Below are 18662 nucleotides of genomic sequence, written 5' to 3' on the forward strand. Positions count from 1 at the left end.
GTGAGCGTTGAGAAGAACACCCGGCCACTCGACGAAGGCATCGTCAAGGACTTCAGCTCACGCATGAGCTACGCCTCCTACCTGCAGCTGCCCGTGCTGCTCAGCGCCCAGCAACCTGTCAGCCAGCCTGAACACCATGACGAACTCCTGTTCATCATCCAGCACCAAACCACCGAGCTCTGGCTAAAGCTGGTCCTGCACGAACTCCGCAGCGCGGCCGCCTGGCTCCGCCAGGACGACCTCGGCTCCGCGCTCAAGGCCATCGCCCGGGTCAAGCACATCCAGAAGACGCTCACCGAGCAATGGTCGGTGCTCGCAACGCTCACCCCCACCGAGTACTCCCAGTTCCGTGGCTTCCTGGGCAATGCCTCCGGCTTCCAGTCGAGCCAATACCGCGCGGTCGAGTTCATCCTCGGCAACAAGAACGCCAAAATGCTGCCAGTGTTCGAATCGGATCCGGAGTCCCGGACCATGCTGGAGGAGCTCCTGAATGCCCCGAGCATCTACGACGAATTCCTGGCTTACCTGGACCGGCATGGCTACGACGTTCCGCGGTCCGTCCTGGATCGGGACGTCACCCAGGCCCACGAGTTCGCCCCCGAGCTCTTGCCTCTTTTCAAGCACATCTACGAACATGCCGTAGACAACTGGGCGGCGTACGAAGCGTGCGAGGAACTGGTGGACTTGGAAGACAACTTCCAATTGTGGCGCTTCCGGCACCTCCGCACGGTGCAGCGGACCATCGGCATGAAGACCGGAACCGGAGGCTCGAGCGGTGTCTCCTTCCTGAAGAAGGCCCTTGACTTGACGTTCTTCCCTGAGCTTTTCGCCGTCCGGACCGAGATCGGGCAGTGAGCGGCGGCCGTCGTTGAAGAGGCTTTGATGAGGGTCACACGGCAGCTTTCGACAAGATTGCCGGGCTGCCGGTAAACTGAGGGATGGATCCGGCTGCAGTCCGTGGCGGCTGGACCTGTTTTGTGTGCGGTCATCGGCGCATTACAACCCGGCAGCGAGGCGCTGAATCGGGACGCACGGCACAACTCTAGGAGTTCACGTGGCACTTGAAGCCGCTGTTAAGCAGTCCATCATCGAGGCATACGCAACGTCCAAGGGCGACACTGGTTCGCCGGAGGTCCAGATTGCAGTCCTGACTCAGCGGATCAAGGATCTGACTGAGCACATGAAGGAGCACAAGCACGACTTCCACACCCAGCGCGGTCTGCTGGCCATGGTTGGTCGTCGCAAGCGCATGCTGGGCTACCTCAAGAAGACTGACATTGCCCGCTACCGTGCGCTCATCGAGCGCCTCGGCCTGCGCCGCTAGTTTGACTTCGGGCGGCCCGATCCTCCGCGGAACGGGCCGCCTTTTCTCCATAACTAAATCCAACACTTAACAGGAGTTCAACCGCATCGCGCATTCGCGGTCCTCGGTAGTGATCCCCGGGAGCAGCCTTCTGTGATGAAGGCACAGCCCGTGGGTCTCGATCGATGACCGGGTGTCGTACAGGCCAGGAACAGACGCTGGCCTGGGTCGATGCGGGAGGACTTCCGCTAAACAAGAAACGGAGGTGACTCTCAATGGAGGGTCCCGAAATCCAGTTCTCAGAAGCCATCATCGACAACGGCCGCTTCGGCAAGCGTGTAATCCGCTTCGAAACCGGCCGCCTCGCCAAGCAGGCAGCCGGCGCCGCGATGGTCTACATCGACGAAGACACCGCACTGCTGTCCGCAACCACCGCAGGCAAGTCCCCGCGTGAAGGCTTCGACTTCTTCCCGCTGACCGTCGACGTCGAAGAGCGCATGTACGCCGCCGGCCGCATCCCGGGCTCGTTCTTCCGCCGTGAAGGCCGCCCGTCCACCGAAGCCATCCTGGCTTGCCGCCTCATGGACCGCCCGCTGCGTCCCGCGTTCGTCAAGGGCCTGCGCAACGAGGTACAGATCGTCGTGACCGTCCTGGCGATCAACCCGGACGAGCTCTACGACGTCGTGGCCATCAACGCCTCGTCCATGTCCACCCAGCTCTCCGGCCTCCCGTTCTCCGGCCCGATCGGCGGCGTCCGCGTTGCCCTCATCGCCGACGAACAGGGCACCGAATGGGTTGCCTTCCCGAAGCACTCCCAGCTCGAGAACGCCGTCTTCAACATGGTTGTTGCCGGCCGCATCGCCGGGGACGACGTCGCCATCATGATGGTTGAAGCCGAAGCCACGGACAACTCCTGGAACCTCATCAAGGAACAGGGCGCCACCGCTCCCACCGAAGAGGTCGTTTCCGAGGGCCTCGAGGCTGCCAAGCCGTTCATCAAGGCCCTGTGCGAGGCCCAGGCTGACCTGGCCGCCCGCGCTGCCAAGCCCACGGTTGAATTCCCGGTCTTCCTGGACTACCAGGACGACGTTTACGCCGCTGTTGAAGCCGCCGCTGCCGAGAAGCTTGCTGCTGTCTTCCAGATCGCCGACAAGCAGGACCGCGACAACGCCTCCGACGAACTCAAGGACGAAGTCCTTGGCGCCCTCGCCGGCGAGTTCGAGGGCCGCGAGAAGGAACTGTCCGCAGCCTTCCGCTCCTTGACTAAGCAGGTTGTCCGCCAGCGCATCCTCAAGGACCAGATCCGCATCGACGGCCGCGGCCTGACGGACATCCGCCAGCTGACCGCCGAGGTAGAGGTCCTGCCCCGCGTTCACGGTTCCGCCATCTTCGAGCGYGGAGAAACCCAGATCATGGGTGTCACCACGCTGAACATGCTCAAGATGGAACAGCAGATCGACTCGCTGTCTCCTGTCACGCGCAAGCGCTACATGCACAACTACAACTTCCCGCCGTACTCCACCGGTGAAACCGGCCGCGTCGGCTCCCCGAAGCGCCGCGAAATCGGCCACGGTGCACTCGCAGAGCGCGCCCTGGTTCCGGTTCTCCCGTCCCGCGAGGAATTCCCGTACGCCATCCGCCAGGTGTCCGAGGCCCTCGGCTCCAACGGTTCGACGTCGATGGGTTCCGTCTGTGCCTCCACGCTGTCCCTGCTCAACGCAGGCGTGCCGCTGAAGGCCGCCGTTGCCGGTATCGCCATGGGCCTGGTTTCCGACCAGGTTGACGGTCAGACCCGCTACGCTGCCCTGACCGACATCCTCGGCGCCGAAGACGCTTTCGGCGACATGGACTTCAAGGTTGCCGGTACTTCCGAGTTCGTCACGGCCATCCAGCTGGACACGAAGCTCGACGGCATCCCCGCATCGGTCCTGGCCGCAGCCCTGAAGCAGGCCCGCGAAGCCCGCCTGCACATCCTGGACGTCATCAACGCCGCCATCGACACCCCGGACGAGCTCTCCGAGTTCGCACCGCGCGTGATCGCCGTCAACATCCCCGTTGACAAGATCGGTGAGGTCATCGGCCCCAAGGGCAAGATGATCAACCAGATCCAGGAAGACACCGGCGCCGACATCTCCATCGAGGACGACGGCACCGTCTACATCGGCGCCACCAACGGTCCGTCTGCTGAAGCAGCCCGCGCCGCGATCAACGCCATTGCCAACCCGCAGATCCCGGAAATCGGTGAGCGTTACCTGGGCACGGTCGTCAAGACCACCACCTTCGGTGCGTTCGTTTCCCTGACCCCGGGCAAGGACGGCCTGCTGCACATCTCCGAGCTGCGCAAGCTGGCCAGCGGCAAGCGCGTGGACAACGTCGACGACGTCGTCTCCGTGGGCCAGAAGATCCAGGTCGAGATCACCAAGATCGACGACCGCGGCAAGCTCTCCCTCTCCCCGGTTGTGGCCGAGGAAGAAGGCGCCGTCTCCGAGGAAGCTCCCGCCGAAGAGGCTGAAGTTTCCGCCGAGTAGCCTGAACCGGCAAACACGCGGCAGGACCGGTGGACATGTCCACCGGTCCTGCCCGGTTTTAACAACGGATTCCCGTCCCGGGGGCGATGCGCCCGCTGGTACGATTGCAGCCAGATTTGGCACCCATGATTTCCCGCAGAACTGAAAGGTCTTGATGACTGTCGTACCCCTCCCATTGGCGCAGACCGTGCCCGGCGGCGAATTGATCCATGGCGCCGAAGGCGGCTCCGTTGTCCGGCGTTCAGTGCTTCCGGGAGGCGTCCGGGTGCTCACAGAGGCCATGCCCGGGCAGCGATCCGCAACCATCGGATTCTGGGTGGGTGTCGGTTCCCGGGACGAGGCGGACGGCCAGCACGGCTCCACCCACTTCCTTGAGCACCTCTTGTTCAAAGGCACCAAGAAGCGCACAGCCCTGGAGATCGCGTCCGCTTTCGACGAGGTCGGCGGTGAATCGAACGCGGCCACCGCGAAGGAAAGCACGTGCTACTTTGCGCGGGTGCTGGACACAGATCTTCCGATGGCTATCGACGTCATCGCGGACATGATCACCGGCGCCGTGCTGGATCCTGCGGAACTTGAGCAGGAACGCGACGTGATCCTTGAGGAAATCGCCATGGACAGCGATGACCCCACCGACGTCGCACATGAAAACTTCGTGGCCGCAGTGCTCGGTGTGCATCCGCTGGGCCGACCGATCGGGGGCACCCCTGCCGCCATCAAGGCTGTGTCCCGCGATTCGGTGTGGGCACACTACCAGCGCTACTACCGACCCGACGAAATCGTGATCACCGCTGCCGGCGGCCTGGACCACGACATCGTGTGCCGCCTCGTGCTCGATGCCTTGCGGACGGCCGGGTGGGAGCTGAAGGAGACCGCTGCCCCCGTTGAGCGCCGCTCCACCGAGCGGGCGGACATCACGGGTACCGCAGGACTGCATGTGATCAAGCGTCCCGTGGAGCAGGCCAACATCATCATGGGTTGCCCCTCGATCGTGGCCACCGACGATCGGCGCTTCGTGATGAGCGTCCTGAACGCTGTCCTTGGCGGTGGCATGTCTTCGCGCCTCTTCCAGGAGATCCGCGAAAAGCGGGGCCTCGTCTACTCCACCTATTCCTTCGCCTCCGCCTATGCTGACGCAGGCTACTTCGGCATGTACGCCGGCTGCACGCCGTCGAAGGTCAAGCAGGTCCTGGAACTCCTGGGCGCCGAGCTGGACAAGCTCGCTGCCGACGGAATCACGGACGAGGAACTGCGCAAGGCCGTCGGCCAATTGTGCGGCGGAATCGTCCTGGCCCTTGAAGACACCGGTTCGCGGATGTCCCGCCTCGGCCGCGCCGAGCTCGTCTCCGGCGAATTCCAGGACATCGACGAAACGCTGGACCGCATCAAGGCCGTCACCGCCGAGCAGGTCCAGGAACTCGCCCGGGTGCTCGCCGAAGCCCCCCGCACCGTAACCGTCGTCGGGCCCTTCGAGGAATCCGAGACGTTCGGCCTCTGAACCCGCGTCCGGGTGGGGAAGGCTGGACGCGCCTGCTCGATCGGGAACATGATGGTGACGTATCCATCGTCCCGCGCAGGAGTCGCCATGAACGAGCCATTGAAGAGTCATGCACACACTGCGCTGGAGGCATTCCTGGGTCATTGGCGGGGGAGCACCGAGCTTGCGGCCTCGCCCTGGGGACCCGCCCGGACCGCCGACGCCGAGGTGACATTCTCGCGCGCGGCGGGAGGCTACGCCTTGGTGCAGAGCTACCGGCACATCGAGCCTGACGGCACCCATTTCGAGGGCCACGGTGTCTTCACCGTTGACCCGGACCACGGAGAGACCCTCTGGTACTACGTGGACAGTATGGGCCGGCCACCGGAAGCTCCGGCCCGCGGGCATTGGGAGGACGGCACGCTCAGGCTTGAGCGGCGTAGTCCTCGCGGGACCGCGCGCCACACCTTCAAGGTGGACGGCGGCGTGCTGACCCACACGGCGGAACTGAGGCTCGGGGATGCCCCGACGTTCAGCCCGTTCATGGTCTCTGTGTGCAGGCGCGTCTAAGGCACACGTCCGGCAGGCACAGCGTTCAGAGGACCTTGGCCTCCAACGACTCAACGATCCGCGCATCCGGCATGCCGTCGAGCGAGGCCGGCCTTCCAGGTCCACTCCACACCCGTGTCCGCAAGGTGTCCAGCATTGATTCAGCACGCTCCCGCTCGGCGAAATCAAGCTCAATCAGGACCCGCTGGGAATCGTCCACGGGCTTGGAGACCCTGTACGAAACAACGCCGGAGCCGGCGCGATCTGCCGGATCCGAGTCGAACGACCGCTTCCATGCGTCGAAGTCGTTCACGGCGTGTTCGATCAGGAGGGTGTACATGGCTGTTCCTTTGCTGTTGCGCGGATAGGCACAGCGTAGGCTCCTTGGACCCCGGGAGCTACCCTCCGGCCGTGGCCGGCTCAGCCCCCGGCAAACGGCGGGAGGATGTCAACGACGTCGTCCGCACCGAGGGCCGCCGAATGGTCGCGGACCGCTATCTCGTTGCGCAGGAAGCTGCTGCGCGAAATGATCCGGGCCAGGGGCGGCGTGCCGGCCAATGGTTCCGGACGTTCGACGGCGAGCACGGCCGCGATCAGCCCGTCCAAGCTGGTTCCGTCCGGGAGATCGTGGTGTTCCTCTTCGACGCCTGCCGCGGCGCGCGCGGCAGCGAAGTATCTTACGAGCAAAGCCTCAGCCTCCGATGGCGCTCATGCTGCGGTCTGGTTGGACGAAGTCGGGTGCGCCGAGGCCGGTGTGGTCCATGCCGTGTGCCTTGGGTTTGATCCACATGGCGTCCTGCCAGCGTTGGGCGAGTTCCTCGTCGCTGGCTCCGGACCGGAGTAGTCCCAACAGGTCGAATTCTTCGCGTGAGAACAGGCAGCTCATGATCTTGCCTTCGGCGGTGATCCTTGTGCGCCGGCAATCGGAGCAGAACGGTTCGGTGACGGAGGCGATGATGCCGACGGTGCCCAGGAGCGGACCGGTGGCTTGGACGGATGCCGGGTCCCGCCGTCGTACTTCGAATCGTTCCGCCGGTGCGCCGTCGCGTTCGCGCGGGTCCGGGGCCAGCACGAAGTCGCGGGAAAGCAGTTCGCGGATCTCGGCTGCCGTGATCATGTCGCGCCGGGTCCAGCCGTGGTCGGCGTCCAACGGCATTTGTTCGATGAAGCGCAGTTCATAGCCGCGCTCCACTGCCCAGGCCAGGAGCTCGGGGGACTCGGCGTCGTTGATTCCGCGCATGAGGACGGCGTTGATCTTGACCGGTCCCAGGCCTGCGGCCCGGGCGGCGTCGACGCCGGCCAACACCTTGTCCAGGAAAGGCCGCCGGGTCAGCTTCGTGAAGGTTTCTTCGTGGAGGGAGTCGAGGGACACGTTGATGCGGGTGAGTCCGGCTTGCTTGAGCGCCGCCGCTTTCTTGTCGAGTCCGACGCCGTTGGTGGTCATGGAGATCGGCAGATCGGGGTGCGCCTGGCGGAGGGCGGTGATGATGTCTACCAGGTCGGCGCGGACCAGGGGCTCGCCTCCGGTGAGGCGCAGTTCGCGGCCCCCGAGGTGTTCGACGCCGATCCGCACCAGCCGGACGATCTCGGCGGCGGTCATCACGGCTTGTTTGGACAACCATTCGAGGCCTTCGGCCGGCATGCAGTAGGTGCAGCGGAGATTGCATTTGTCGGTCAAGGACAAGCGCATGTCGGTGGCCCGGCGTCCGTAACGGTCGAACAGGCCCGGAGGAGTTCCGGCAGGGCGCGGCGGAGGAGCAGACACGCTGCTTCCCGTCCCATCGCCCGTAGGGGGCAACGGCATGCCTAGCTGAACACTCATGGGTTCAGGCTACGCCAGGCAGGGCCCGAGCGTGATATCGGCCACCAGTCACGTTCGTCATCCGCTCCCGCGGAAGGCAACGCAAGAGGTGACTTCTTACGGAATGCATACGGTTGGCCCGTGGACGCCCGGAACACCTACCGCGGGCACCACGCGAATCTATGCTGAAGGTGTGAACACGCAGCCCGCCCCGCACGGTGCCGACGTCGGCAATCGGCGCATCCTGCTGGTCGAAGACGAACAGACCATCGCCGACGTCGTCCGGGACTACCTGGTCCAGGCAGGCTTCCAAGTCGATCTCGCGGGCGACGGCTTCACCGCGCTGAGCCTCGCGGCCGCCAGGCGGCCCGACCTTGTCATCCTGGACCGGATGCTGCCCGGACTCGACGGCGTGGAAGTGTGCCGCAGGCTCCGCCTGGCCATGAGCGTACCGATCATCATGGTGACCGCCCTCGGCACGGAAGACGACCGGATCCTGGGATTGGAAAGCGGAGCGGACGACTATGTCACCAAGCCCTTCTCACCCCGCGAGTTGGTCCTCCGCGTGAAGTCCGTCCTGCGCCGGAGCATCCGGGAATTCAGCCCGGAACCGCCAGTCGAACTCGCCGGCTTCGAATTGGATCCTGCCTCGCGCACAGTGCTCCAGGATGGCAAACCCCTGATGCTTACGGTGCGTGAGTTCGATCTGCTGGCGTTCCTCCTCCGCCGGCCCAACCAGGTGTTCAGCCGCGAGGATCTCATCAAGGCAGTGTGGGGTTGGGACTTCGGGGATTTGTCCACTGTGACCGTCCACGTGCGTCGCTTGCGGGAAAAGATCGAAGACAACCCCACCACCCCGATGCTGCTCAAAACGGTCTGGGGAGTCGGCTACCGCTTTGACGCGAAGGAAGGTGGACATGCAGCCGGCTGAAATGTTCACCATCCTGGGCTGGATGCTGTTGTGGGCTGTCCTCATCGGCGCCTTGACCCTTGCCTTGCTGCGTTTCCTGCGTGGCGCGTCGATCCTGGTCCAGATTTGCCTCGTGGTGGTGGCCACCGTTGCCGTCCTCGTGGCAGGGATGGTGAGCGCCTTCAATGCGATGTTCATTTCCGCCCTGGACCTCGAAGTCATGTGGTACATCCTCGGGGTAGCCTCGGCCGTGGCGATCGCGATTTCCCTGGTCCTCGGGGCCGGGGTGTCCCGCAACGCCATCCGGCTCGTCGCAGCAACGCGGCGCCTCGGCAGCGGAGAAGCCCTCGATGGCTCCTTCCTGCCACAATCGGGATCGCGGCGGGCCGGACCGGCAATGAACTCCGAGCTCGCCCAGCTAGCCCAGGAACTCGAAGCGAGCAGCGTCAAACTTGAGGAATCCCGGCGACGGGAAGCCGCCGTCGAAACCGCCCGCCGCGAACTGGTCTCCTGGATCTCGCACGACCTCCGGACCCCTTTGGCCAGCATGCGGGCCATGGCCGAAGCGCTGGAAGATGGCATGGCCTCCGACATCCCCGCGTACTACCGCAAGATCATCGCCCAGACGGACCAGATGGCGGTCATGGTCAACGACCTCCTGGAACTGTCCAAAATCCAGGCGGGAACGCTCCGCCTGAGCGCAGAATCCCTCGACCTCTACGACCTCGTGAGCGACGCCATCGCCGATCTCGCGCCCCTCGCCGCCCAACGCGGCATCCGGCTCGACGGCGGCGGCGACCGGGAGTGCATGGCCGTCGCGGACGGCCCCAGCCTGGGACGGGCAGTCCGGAACGTGCTGCTCAACGCGATCATCTACAGCCGGCCCGACGGCGGGGTCATGGTTCGCGTCGGACGCGACGGGAGCGACGCCGTCGTCGACGTCGTGGACAGCTGCGGAGGCATCGACGAGGAGGATCTCGCCCACGTTTTCGAGACCGGCTGGCAAAAGGACCGTTCCCGGGGAGCGGGGAAGCCTGTGGAAGGGGGTCCACCGCGATACAGCGGAGCAGGCGTGGGGCTCAGCATGGTGGCAGGCATCGTGAAGGCTCACGGCGGCACGGTCACGGTGGCGAACACCGGCGAGGGCTGCCGATTCACGCTCCGCCTTCCGTCGGGTGCACAGGCCGCCCCGGCCCACGCCGAGGTATTTCCGAAGCAGACAGTCCACGCGGACACCGTTCCGTCAGAGAGCCCCAAACAGGCAGGCACATTATGAGCAGGACCACTTCGAAGAAAGCCGGTACCAGGACGGCCGTCCGGTGGGCGGCGGCGTGCGGCGTGGTGGCCATCGGGTTCGGGGTGGCGGCCGGCGAGTTGCTGGCCGGGTTCCTGAGCCCGTCCGTTTCACCGGTCACCGCGTTGGGCGGTGTGGTCATCGACGCCGTGCCGGGTTGGGCCAAGGAACTGGCCGTCAACCTTTTCGGCACCGCCGACAAACTTGCCCTGATTGTCAGCATCGCCCTGGTGACCTTGGTCCTTGCCGCGGTAGCAGGACTGCTGGAGTATCGGCGAAAAGGAGCGGGGCTGGCGCTCGCCTTGCTCGCTGGAGCTGCGGGGCTGGCTGCAGTGCTGACCCGTGCCCAAGCCGCGCCGACAGCCGCAATTGCCCCCGTCGTGGCCACGATCGTCACCATGCTTTTCCTCCGGCTCCTGATCCAGCGGCTGGAAACCTGGCGACCCGTGCCCGTTGCAAGCGACATGCCCTTGGCGCGCCGAAGCTTTATGCAATTGCTGGGTGGAACCGCGATAGCAGCGGCGGCGGCGGGGATCGTCACGACCCTCGTGCGGAGGGCGGGAACGGTGGCATCCGATTTCCGCCGCGGGGTGGCGCTTCCTGCCCCGGTGACGCCCCCGCAAAAGGTTCCCGACGGCGCCGCCCTCACCTTGGCGGGCCTGCAGCCGCTCGTCACGCCGAACCCCGACTTCTACCGGATCGACACCGCGCTGATCCCGCCTGCCGTGAATCCGCCGGACTGGACCCTCAAGGTGACTGGCCTGGTGGAACGCGAAGTCACCTTGGATTTCGCCACCCTGCTGACGAAGCCGATGATCGAGCGTCACGTGACCATCGCGTGCGTATCCAATGAAGTCGGCGGAGACCTGATCGGCAACGCCCTCTGGCTGGGCTGGCCGGTCCGCGAACTCCTCGCCATGGCCGGACCGAAGCCCGGTGCGGACATGGTGCTCTCCCGCAGCACTGACGGCTGGACCGCCGGAACCCCCCTCGAGGCGCTCACCGACAATCGGGACGCGATCCTCGCCGTCGGAATGAACGGCGAACCCCTGCCGCTGGAGCATGGCTTCCCCGTCCGGATGGTCGTCCCGGGCCTCTACGGCTATGTTTCGGCCACCAAATGGCTGACCGAACTGAAGGTGACGCGTTTCGCCGACGATCAGGGCTACTGGGTCCCTCGCGGTTGGAGCGACCACGGTCCCATCAAGACCCAGTCGCGCATCGACGTGCCCCGGGACGGCCGCTCAGTAAAGGCGGGAACGGTCCAGTTCGGCGGTGTCGCGTGGGCTCAACACCGCGGCGTTTCCCGGGTGGAGCTGCGCGTCGACCGCGGCAAGTGGCAGGAAGCCAAGCTCGCGCCCGGGATCTCGTCGGATACGTGGTACCAATGGCAGCTGGGCCTTGAGCTGGGCTCCGGGAACCATGAAGTCCAGGTCCGTGCCACCGATGCCACGGGTACGCCGCAGCCCGAAGCCCAAACTCCCGTCGCCCCGGACGGCGCCACGGGGTTCCACACCATCCATGTCACCGCCAACTGACATTAGGCTGTGAAAGTCTGAGCGAACCAATCCGGGAGGAACCCTCGTGGCACGATCCGTCGCAGCACACCGCCAAGCCGTCCAGGAGCTGCTGTCCGGCCTCGCGGACACGAAGGGCACCGAGGAGCTTCCGCTGATGGGGGCGCTCGGCCGGGTACTTGCCGCCGATGTCCTGGCCCCGCTCAGCCTGCCGCCGTTCGCCAACTCCCAGATGGACGGGTTCGCCGTCCGCTCAGCCGACCTTGCCCCCCACGCAGGGAGCGACGCCGGTGCGGAGCTGACGGTCGTGGACCCGGTCCCGGCCGGCGCGGCACCGGTCCGACTCATCCCGGGCACCGCAGCCCCGATCATGACGGGCGCCATGATGCCCGAGGGGGCCGACGCCGTCGTGCCTATCGAACAGGCCCTGCCTGATGTCTTTCCCGTCCCCGGCGTGCCAGCAACTGTCCGTCTTCCCACCACCGAGCCGGGAACGTTCGTCCGCGACGCCGGGAGCGACATCACCGCGGGAACCGTCGCCTTGCACGCAGGAACTGCCCTCGGGCCCGGGCAATTGGGGCTGCTCGCCGCCTTGGGGATGACCGCCGTCGAGGTCCGCACGCCGGTGCGCGTGCTCCTGGTGACCACGGGCGACGAAGTCGTGGAGCCCGGCACGTCCCTGCCGGCAGGCAAGATCTACGATTCCAACGGAACCCTGCTCGAAGCCGCCATGCTGCAGTCCGGCCTCCACGTCACACGGACGGGAATCAGCGGCGACGATCCCGCCGAGCTGTTGGCGCTCCTCCGCGGCCGGAGCGGGACCGTCGATCTCATCGTCAGCACCGGGGGCGTCAGCAAAGGAGCCTACGAAGTGGTCCGGCAGGCGATGATGGGCCACGCCGTCGAATTCGTGTCGGTGGCCATGCAACCCGGCGGCCCCCAGGGGATCGGAATGTTCGACGGCGTGCCCTTCCTGGGATTCCCGGGCAATCCCGTGAGCTGCCTCGTGTCCTTCGAAATGTTCCTTCGCCCGGCGCTCGCCGCCGTGGTCGGAATCCCCGCCTTGCGGCCCAGCCTGCAGGCCCGCCTTACGGAGTCTTTGACTTCGCCCGCCGGAAAACACCAGGTCCGCCGCGGAACGCTGCTTCCGGGGGGAACAGTCCGGCTGGAGGGCGGTGCCGGCTCCCATCTCATCCATGCGCTGGCCAACTCGAACGCGCTCGTCCAGGTGCCTGCGGCCGTCACGGAACTCGACGCCGGGGCGGAAGTGGAAGTATGGATGTTGTGAACGACACTCCAGAACCCGCCGGCATGGTCGGCGGCGCCCTTACGCATTTGCGCCAAGATGGTACAGCCCAAATGGTCGACGTCTCCGGGAAGGCCGTGACCACACGGGAGGCGACCGCCACGGCCACCGTCCACAGCACCGCCGAGGTGCTTTCCTTGCTCGGCGCCGGTGAGCTTCCGAAAGGCGACGCCCTCGCGGTAGCGCGCGTTGCGGGCATCATGGCAGCCAAGAAGACGCCCGAACTCATCCCCCTGTGCCACCCGCTGCCGATTTCCAAGGTCACCGTGGACTTCGAACTCGGCCCGGACACGGTGGTTGTCCTGGCAACGGTGAAGACCAGGGGCGTCACGGGCGTGGAAATGGAAGCGTTGACTGCGGCATCGGTGGCCGCCTTGAGCGTTTACGACATGATCAAGGCAGTGGACAAGCACGCAGTCATCAGCGGCATCCAGGTGCTGGCCAAGAGCGGCGGAAAGAGCGGCGACTGGGCCGTTCCCGCCCCGTCCGGCGCGCCCGGCGAAGGAGAGCGCACATGAACGCCTGCGAACCCGTCCGTGGGCCGCGGAAGGCCGGCGTGGTCATCGCCTCCAACCGTGCCGCGGCAGGAATCTATGAGGACAAGAGCGGCCCCGTGATCCTGGACTGGCTGGTCGAACACGGCTACGAGACCTTCCCCGTCATGGTAGTGCCGGATGGGGAGCCGGTCGGTGCCGCCATCCGGGCGCTGCTGACCCTGGAACCCGCCGTCGTCATTACGAGCGGCGGTACCGGTCTGAGCCCCGATGACCGCACTCCGGAAGTCACCTTGCCTTTGCTTGACCGAGAAATACCGGGGCTCATGGAAGGCATCCGGCGCGCCGGTGCCGCCAAGACCCCCATGGCGATGTTGAGCCGGGGCCATGCAGGTACAGCCGGCAAGACGTTCATCGTGAACCTGCCGGGCTCACCGAAGGGCGTAATGGACGGCCTTGCCGTCCTTGATCCTGTCATCGCCCACCTATGCGATCAGTTGGAGGGAAGCCATGACCACTGAAACCGACTTCGAAGTCATCAGCGCGATCCTCAGCGCGGAGCCGATTTCCGTTGACCAGGCCATAGCGGCGGTTGAATCGGACACGGCGGGAGCGGTAGTGAGCTTCAGCGGCGTGGTCCGGAACCACGACGGCGGCAAACCCGTCGACAGGCTCAGCTACAGCGCCCACCCCACGGCGCACCAGGTCATGGCCGACGTCGTCGCGAAGCTCGTGGCAGAGCACTCGGGGGAGGCAGCCCAGCCTGTACGGATCTGGGCAGCGCACAGGATCGGCCTGCTGGAGATTGGCGAACCTGCGCTCGTCTGCGCCGTTGCCGCTGCACACAGAGGACAGGCTTTCGCAGTGTGCTCGGAGCTCGTGGACAGGATCAAAGCGCAAGTGCCCATCTGGAAGGAACAGTTCTTCAGCGACGGCACGGTCGAGTGGGTCGGGGCAGGGGAGTAGCTTCCCGGCGACCCCACGTTGGGGCGAAAAACCCGGCGCGCCGCCCGGTAGGGTTAAGGGCATGACCGAACAACTTGCTGTCGCCGTTCTGGGCGCCCAGGGCCGCATGGGTATCGAAGCCGTCAAGGCGGTGGAGGCAGCCGCCGACATGAAGCTCGTCGCGGCGCTGGGCCGCGGCGATTCCCTTGATACCCTGCTCGACGCCGGTGCGAAGTATGTCGTCGACCTGACCGTTCCGGACAGCACCGAAGCGAACGTCCGCTTCGCCGTCGAACACGGCATGCACGCTGTTGTCGGCACCACCGGCTGGGACGCCGAGCGGCTCGCGGCCTTGCGCGGCCTGCTTGCGGCGAACCCGGAATCCGGCGTCCTGATCGCCCCCAACTTCGCCCTCGGCTCCGTCCTCGCCTCGGCTTTCGCCGCCAAGGCCTCCAAGTATTTCGAATCGGTGGAAATCATCGAGCTGCACCACCCGAACAAGGTGGACGCGCCTTCGGGCACCGCCGTCCGCACGGCCCAGCTCATTGCCGCCGCCCGCGAAGAAGCCGGCGTCCCCGCTAGCCCGGATGCCACGAACACGGCCCTTGACGGTGCCCGCGGTTGCGACGTGGACGGTGTCCGCGTCCACAGCGTCCGTTTGCGTGGACTCGTGGCGCATCAGGAAGTGCTCCTCGGCGGCCCGGGAGAGCAACTGACCATCCGCCACGATTCCTTCGACCGGGCGTCCTTCATGCCCGGTGTGCTGCTGGGACTGCGCAATGTGGCGTCCCACCCCGGGCTGACCGTCGGCCTGGACGGCTATTTGGATCTGGGGCTGTAGGCGCATGGGCTCGCTCTGGAAAGCATTCAAGGAGAACCGCACCAAGATCTGGGTGGGTGCCGTCACCCTGTTGCTGGTTCTCTACCTCGTGGTTACCTTCGAGCGCTCGATCCTGCTGCTCAGTGACGCGAACCTGGTCGCCAAGGGAATCGGAGCCGCCTACCTGGTGCTTCCGATCATTGGAGCGTGGGCATTGATCCGCGAGCTTGTTTTCGGTGCGCGCACGGAAAAGATGGCGAAGGTGCTCGAAGCCGAAGGCGGGCTGCCGGTGGACAACCTGCCGCGCACGCCGGGAGGCCGCATCGTGCGTGCAGCCGCGGACGCCGAGTTTGAAAAGTACCGCGTGAAGGCCGAGGCCGCCCCCGAGGACTGGCGTTCCTGGTTCCGGCTCAGCTGCGCCTACGATGCCGCCGGCGACCGCAAGCGCGCGCGGGAATCCATGCGCGACGCCGTGCGACTCTTCCGCGCTGAGCCCACCGCAGCGGAGCGGTAGCGGCCGGCCCCTCGGAGAGAACACCTTGTATTCGAATATATGTTCGAATACCATGGCTGCATGAACGATCCTTCGAAGCGGCCGAATGGCTATCCCCAAGGCCTGGATGGGCCCATGAAGGCGATGAGCCCGGGCGTCGTCGATTTCCTCTTCCGGCAGCTTGTCGCAGGGGAACCCCCTGAAGATGTGCAGTGGCGCCGCGAGGGAACCGTTCTGGGCGAACAGCAACCGGGCGCCGAACTTGCCAGGCGGCTCGCGGAGACCGACGTTGAATCGCTGACCCCCGTTGAATTGTTCGACTATGTGCGGGCAGCACAGCGGCTGGGAGCGTGGGCGGACCGCTTGCGGGAGTCCGCGGTTGCCCGGTATTGCTCGCCGGAGAGGCCAGCGACGCCCGGGCGCCACAGCGACGCTTCGGCCTGAGGCCGTGCTCCCATTTCGTTGAATTTGACGACAATCACGCGGGCCCCATTCTCCTAACCCGCAGCTGACAGGGTAACGTTTTTCATATGTCTGACTCTCGTGCGAACGTTCCTGCTCTCGGTACCCTTCTGACCGCCATGGTCACCCCGTTCACCAAGGACGGCGAAGTTGACTACAAGCAGGCAGCGGAACTGGCAGTCAAGCTTGTTGACGACGGCTGCGATGGCCTGGTGGTCACCGGAACAACGGGGGAGACGTCCACGCTCACCGACGAGGAAAACCTCGGCATGTTCCGCGCCGTGAAGGAAGCCGTGGGCGGTCGCGCGGCAATCATCGCGGGCACGGGAACCAATGACACCGCGCACTCGGTGCACCTCTCCCAGGAAGCCGCGAAGCTCGGCGTCGACGGACTCCTGCTCGTCACCCCGTACTACAACAAGCCGAGCCAGGCTGGCGTCCGGGCCCACTTCGAGGCCATTGCGTCCGCCACCGAGCTTCCTGTCATGCTCTATGACATTCCCGGGCGTTCCTCCATCCAGATCGCGCCGGAGACCATGATCGGCCTTGCCTCCCACCCCAACATCGTTGCGGTCAAGGATGCCAAGGCCGATTTCGCCGCGGCCACACGCGTCATGGCGGAAACCGACCTTCTTTTCTACTCGGGGGACGACGGACTGACCCTCCAGTGGATGGCCATGGGTGCGGTGGGCCTGATTGGCGTCACCACCCACGTTGTCACCCGCCGCTTCCGTGAGCTGATCGACGCCATCAACTCGAACGACCTTGGCACGGCACGCAAGATCAACTTCGAACTCGAGCCCGTGATCCGCGCAACCATGACCCGGGTCCAAGGCGCCGTCGCCGCCAAACAAATTCTTAAATGGCAGGGAGTCCTGCCCAACTCGGTTGTCCGTTTGCCCCTCGTGGAGCCGGACGCCGCCGAGATCGCAATCATCCGCGAGGACTTGGCGGAAGCTGGAATGGACTTCACTGTCTAGAACGATTCCGCCGGAAAGTAGCGCATTATGACCCAAACCGCCCTTCCCGGACTTGTCACCCCGCCCAAACTTCCGCAGGGAACACTCCGGATTGTGCCCCTCGGCGGGCTGGGGGAGATCGGCCGCAACATGGCCGTTTTCGAAATCAACGGCAAGCTGCTGGTGGTTGACTGCGGCGTGCTCTTCCCTGAAGAGACACAGCCGGGTGTCGACCTGATCCTGCCCGATTTCTCGTACATCGAGGACAGGCTGGACGACGTAGTTGCCATCGTCCTGACGCACGGCCACGAAGACCACATCGGCGCTGTGCCGTATCTTCTGCGCCTGCGCGCGGACCTGCCGTTGGTCGGTTCCCAGCTGACGCTTGCCCTCGTCGAGGCCAAGCTCCAGGAACACCGGATCAAGCCGTACACGCTGACGGTCGCCGAAGGGCAGGTGGAGCAGTTCGGCCCCTTCGAATGCGAATTCGTTGCCGTCAACCACTCCATTCCGGATGCCTTGGCCGTCTTCATCCGCACTGCCGGCGGCAACGTCCTGCACACGGGCGACTTCAAGATGGACCAGTTGCCCCTCGATGGCCGCATCACGGACCTGCGCCACTTCGCCCGCCTGGGTGAAGAAGGGGTGGACCTGTTCATGGCCGACTCCACCAACGCGGATGTTCCCGGCTTCACCACGGCGGAAAAGGAGATCGGCCCCACCTTGGACCGTTTGTTCGGCCAGGCCAAGAAGCGGATCATCGTTGCCTCCTTCTCCTCGCACGTGCACCGGGTGCAGCAAGTGCTCGACGCCGCCGCCAAGCATGGCCGCAATGTCGCCTTCGTGGGCCGGTCCATGGTGCGCAACATGGCTATCGCCGCGAAACTGGGCTACCTTGACGTCCCGCCGGGAATCCTCGTGGACATCAAGAACATCGACAACCTGCCGGACCACCGCGTGGTCCTCATGTCCACGGGCTCGCAGGGCGAACCCATGGCAGCACTGTCCCGGATGGCCAACGGTGACCACCGCGTGGTGGTGGGCCAGGGCGACACCGTTATTCTGGCCTCGAGCCTCATCCCCGGCAACGAGAACGCGGTCTACCGGATCATCAACGGGTTGCTCAAGCTCGGCGCCGACGTCGTGCACAAGGGCAACGCCAAAGTGCATGTCTCCGGACACGCCGCTGCGGGCGAACTGCTCTACTGCTACAACATCCTCAAACCCCTGAACGCGATGCCTGTGCACGGCGAAACCCGTCACCTCATCGCCAACGGCAACCTGGCGGAGGACTCCGGCGTGCCCTCGGACCGCGTCATCCTCAGCGACAACGGCACAGTCATCGACGTCAGGGACCACAAAGCCAATGTTGTTGGCCAGGTGGAAGTGGGCTTCGTCTATGTGGACGGCTCCAGCGTGGGTGAAATCACCGACGCCGACCTCAAGGACCGCAGGATCCTCGGCGACGAGGGCTTCATCTCGGTCATCACCGTGATCAACCGGACCACCGGCAAGATCGTCTCGGGCCCGGAAATCCACGCCCGCGGCGTGGCCGAAGACGATTCCGTGTTCGACGAAATCATCCCCAAGATCAATGCTGCCCTCGAAGACGCGGTGCTCCACCACGCGGACCACACCAACCACCAGCTCCAGCAAGTCGTGCGCCGCGTGATCGGCACGTGGGTCAACCGCAAGCTTCGCCGGCGCCCCATGATCATCCCGTTGGTTCTGGAAGCATAGCCCGGACGGAGATGACTCCGAACGGCCCGGTTCAAGCGAACCGGGCCGTTCGTGTTTGAAGGCC

The 18662-nt window shown here is 65.3% G+C and carries 20 protein-coding genes; 17 read left to right on the forward strand and 3 right to left on the reverse strand.

Features of this window, described 5'->3' with window-relative positions:
- From kynA to AB4068_RS09255, 5 genes are all read left to right on the forward strand, one after another.
- Positions 1 to 855, forward strand: coding sequence for a tryptophan 2,3-dioxygenase (kynA, locus tag AB4068_RS09235; protein ID WP_441433214.1), 855 nt, complete (start codon positions 1 to 3; stop codon positions 853 to 855).
- A gap of 199 nt (positions 856 to 1054) precedes the next feature.
- Entirely contained in the window at positions 1055 to 1324 is a 270-nt protein-coding gene (rpsO, locus tag AB4068_RS09240; RefSeq protein WP_028266602.1) for a 30S ribosomal protein S15, read from the forward strand.
- Positions 1325 to 1578: 254 nt separating this feature from the next.
- Positions 1579 to 3831, forward strand: coding sequence for a polyribonucleotide nucleotidyltransferase (locus tag AB4068_RS09245; protein ID WP_284989349.1), 2253 nt, complete (start codon positions 1579 to 1581; stop codon positions 3829 to 3831).
- A 154-nt stretch (positions 3832 to 3985) separates the two neighbouring features.
- Positions 3986 to 5329, forward strand: coding sequence for a M16 family metallopeptidase (locus tag AB4068_RS09250; protein ID WP_441433215.1), 1344 nt, complete (start codon positions 3986 to 3988; stop codon positions 5327 to 5329).
- A gap of 87 nt (positions 5330 to 5416) precedes the next feature.
- Entirely contained in the window at positions 5417 to 5878 is a 462-nt protein-coding gene (locus tag AB4068_RS09255; RefSeq protein WP_284989347.1) for a DUF1579 family protein, read from the forward strand.
- Between the two features lie 25 nt (positions 5879 to 5903).
- On the opposite strand, the gene AB4068_RS09260 is transcribed toward AB4068_RS09255, so the two are convergent.
- The 3 genes from AB4068_RS09260 to moaA form a co-directional block, all read right to left on the reverse strand.
- Complete coding sequence (locus AB4068_RS09260) at positions 5904 to 6197, reverse strand: hypothetical protein (protein WP_306962826.1); 294 nt, start codon at positions 6195 to 6197, stop codon at positions 5904 to 5906.
- Positions 6198 to 6277: 80 nt separating this feature from the next.
- Positions 6278 to 6544 carry a MoaD/ThiS family protein gene (locus tag AB4068_RS09265; protein WP_441433216.1) on the reverse strand — a complete coding sequence of 89 codons (267 nt, stop codon included), beginning with the start codon at positions 6542 to 6544 and terminating at the stop codon, positions 6278 to 6280.
- A gap of 4 nt (positions 6545 to 6548) precedes the next feature.
- Complete coding sequence (gene moaA / locus AB4068_RS09270; protein WP_441433217.1) at positions 6549 to 7679, reverse strand: GTP 3',8-cyclase MoaA; 1131 nt, start codon at positions 7677 to 7679, stop codon at positions 6549 to 6551.
- Positions 7680 to 7851: 172 nt separating this feature from the next.
- On the opposite strand from moaA, the gene AB4068_RS09275 reads away from it, so the two are divergent.
- The 12 genes from AB4068_RS09275 (at position 7852) to AB4068_RS09330 (ending at position 18598) form a co-directional block, all read left to right on the forward strand.
- Complete coding sequence (locus tag AB4068_RS09275) at positions 7852 to 8589, forward strand: response regulator transcription factor (protein WP_059387814.1); 738 nt, start codon at positions 7852 to 7854, stop codon at positions 8587 to 8589.
- Positions 8576 to 9844 carry a sensor histidine kinase gene (locus AB4068_RS09280; protein WP_441433218.1) on the forward strand — a complete coding sequence of 423 codons (1269 nt, stop codon included), beginning with the start codon at positions 8576 to 8578 and terminating at the stop codon, positions 9842 to 9844. Before AB4068_RS09275 ends, AB4068_RS09280 begins: the two co-directional genes overlap by 14 nt.
- Positions 9841 to 11400, forward strand: coding sequence for a molybdopterin-dependent oxidoreductase (locus AB4068_RS09285; RefSeq protein WP_284989341.1), 1560 nt, complete (start codon positions 9841 to 9843; stop codon positions 11398 to 11400). The genes AB4068_RS09280 and AB4068_RS09285 overlap by 4 nt, the downstream gene beginning before the upstream one ends.
- Positions 11401 to 11446: 46 nt before the next feature.
- Positions 11447 to 12667, forward strand: a complete 1221-nt coding sequence (locus tag AB4068_RS09290; RefSeq protein WP_284989340.1) for a molybdopterin molybdotransferase MoeA — start codon at positions 11447 to 11449, stop codon at positions 12665 to 12667.
- Entirely contained in the window at positions 12655 to 13203 is a 549-nt protein-coding gene (gene moaC, locus AB4068_RS09295; protein WP_306962838.1) for a cyclic pyranopterin monophosphate synthase MoaC, read from the forward strand. The genes AB4068_RS09290 and moaC overlap by 13 nt, the downstream gene beginning before the upstream one ends.
- Positions 13200 to 13700: a MogA/MoaB family molybdenum cofactor biosynthesis protein gene (locus AB4068_RS09300; RefSeq protein WP_306962839.1), complete on the forward strand. Its 501-nt coding sequence runs from the start codon at positions 13200 to 13202 to the stop codon at positions 13698 to 13700. The genes moaC and AB4068_RS09300 overlap by 4 nt, the downstream gene beginning before the upstream one ends.
- Positions 13690 to 14145, forward strand: coding sequence for a molybdenum cofactor biosynthesis protein MoaE (locus AB4068_RS09305; protein ID WP_236816685.1), 456 nt, complete (start codon positions 13690 to 13692; stop codon positions 14143 to 14145). The genes AB4068_RS09300 and AB4068_RS09305 overlap by 11 nt, the downstream gene beginning before the upstream one ends.
- A gap of 61 nt (positions 14146 to 14206) precedes the next feature.
- Positions 14207 to 14965 (forward strand): 4-hydroxy-tetrahydrodipicolinate reductase, encoded by a 759-nt coding sequence (gene dapB / locus AB4068_RS09310; protein ID WP_306962842.1) that lies wholly within the window; start codon positions 14207 to 14209, stop codon positions 14963 to 14965.
- Positions 14966 to 14969: 4 nt separating this feature from the next.
- Complete coding sequence (locus tag AB4068_RS09315) at positions 14970 to 15458, forward strand: hypothetical protein (RefSeq protein WP_441433219.1); 489 nt, start codon at positions 14970 to 14972, stop codon at positions 15456 to 15458.
- A 60-nt stretch (positions 15459 to 15518) separates the two neighbouring features.
- On the forward strand, positions 15519 to 15881 hold the full coding sequence (locus AB4068_RS09320) for a hypothetical protein (protein ID WP_306962846.1): 363 nt from the start codon (positions 15519 to 15521) through the stop codon (positions 15879 to 15881).
- 86 nt (positions 15882 to 15967) lie between these two features.
- On the forward strand, positions 15968 to 16879 hold the full coding sequence (gene dapA / locus AB4068_RS09325; RefSeq protein WP_059387812.1) for a 4-hydroxy-tetrahydrodipicolinate synthase: 912 nt from the start codon (positions 15968 to 15970) through the stop codon (positions 16877 to 16879).
- A 27-nt stretch (positions 16880 to 16906) separates the two neighbouring features.
- Entirely contained in the window at positions 16907 to 18598 is a 1692-nt protein-coding gene (locus AB4068_RS09330) for a ribonuclease J (RefSeq protein WP_059387811.1), read from the forward strand.
- Positions 18599 to 18662 lie beyond the last annotated feature (64 nt).

The sequence above is a fragment of the Arthrobacter sp. 2RAF22 genome (genome assembly GCF_052115325.1).
GTDB lineage: Bacteria > Actinomycetota > Actinomycetes > Actinomycetales > Micrococcaceae > Arthrobacter.

Excerpts from the sequence above, each read along its gene's own strand:
- AB4068_RS09250 (WP_441433215.1), top strand. The coding sequence starts at position 3,986 with ATGACTGTCGTACCCCTCCCATTGGCGCAGACCGTGCCCGGCGGCGAA.
- AB4068_RS09255 (WP_284989347.1), top strand. The coding sequence starts at position 5,417 with ATGAACGAGCCATTGAAGAGTCATGCACACACTGCGCTGGAGGCATTC.
- AB4068_RS09260 (WP_306962826.1), bottom strand. The coding sequence starts at position 6,197 with ATGTACACCCTCCTGATCGAACACGCCGTGAACGACTTCGACGCATGG.
- moaA (WP_441433217.1), bottom strand. The coding sequence starts at position 7,679 with ATGAGTGTTCAGCTAGGCATGCCGTTGCCCCCTACGGGCGATGGGACG.
- AB4068_RS09280 (WP_441433218.1), top strand. The coding sequence starts at position 8,576 with ATGCAGCCGGCTGAAATGTTCACCATCCTGGGCTGGATGCTGTTGTGG.
- AB4068_RS09285 (WP_284989341.1), top strand. The coding sequence starts at position 9,841 with ATGAGCAGGACCACTTCGAAGAAAGCCGGTACCAGGACGGCCGTCCGG.
- moaC (WP_306962838.1), top strand. The coding sequence starts at position 12,655 with ATGGATGTTGTGAACGACACTCCAGAACCCGCCGGCATGGTCGGCGGC.
- AB4068_RS09300 (WP_306962839.1), top strand. The coding sequence starts at position 13,200 with ATGAACGCCTGCGAACCCGTCCGTGGGCCGCGGAAGGCCGGCGTGGTC.
- AB4068_RS09305 (WP_236816685.1), top strand. The coding sequence starts at position 13,690 with ATGACCACTGAAACCGACTTCGAAGTCATCAGCGCGATCCTCAGCGCG.
- dapB (WP_306962842.1), top strand. The coding sequence starts at position 14,207 with ATGACCGAACAACTTGCTGTCGCCGTTCTGGGCGCCCAGGGCCGCATG.
- AB4068_RS09315 (WP_441433219.1), top strand. The coding sequence starts at position 14,970 with ATGGGCTCGCTCTGGAAAGCATTCAAGGAGAACCGCACCAAGATCTGG.
- AB4068_RS09320 (WP_306962846.1), top strand. The coding sequence starts at position 15,519 with ATGAACGATCCTTCGAAGCGGCCGAATGGCTATCCCCAAGGCCTGGAT.
- dapA (WP_059387812.1), top strand. The coding sequence starts at position 15,968 with ATGTCTGACTCTCGTGCGAACGTTCCTGCTCTCGGTACCCTTCTGACC.
- AB4068_RS09330 (WP_059387811.1), top strand. The coding sequence starts at position 16,907 with ATGACCCAAACCGCCCTTCCCGGACTTGTCACCCCGCCCAAACTTCCG.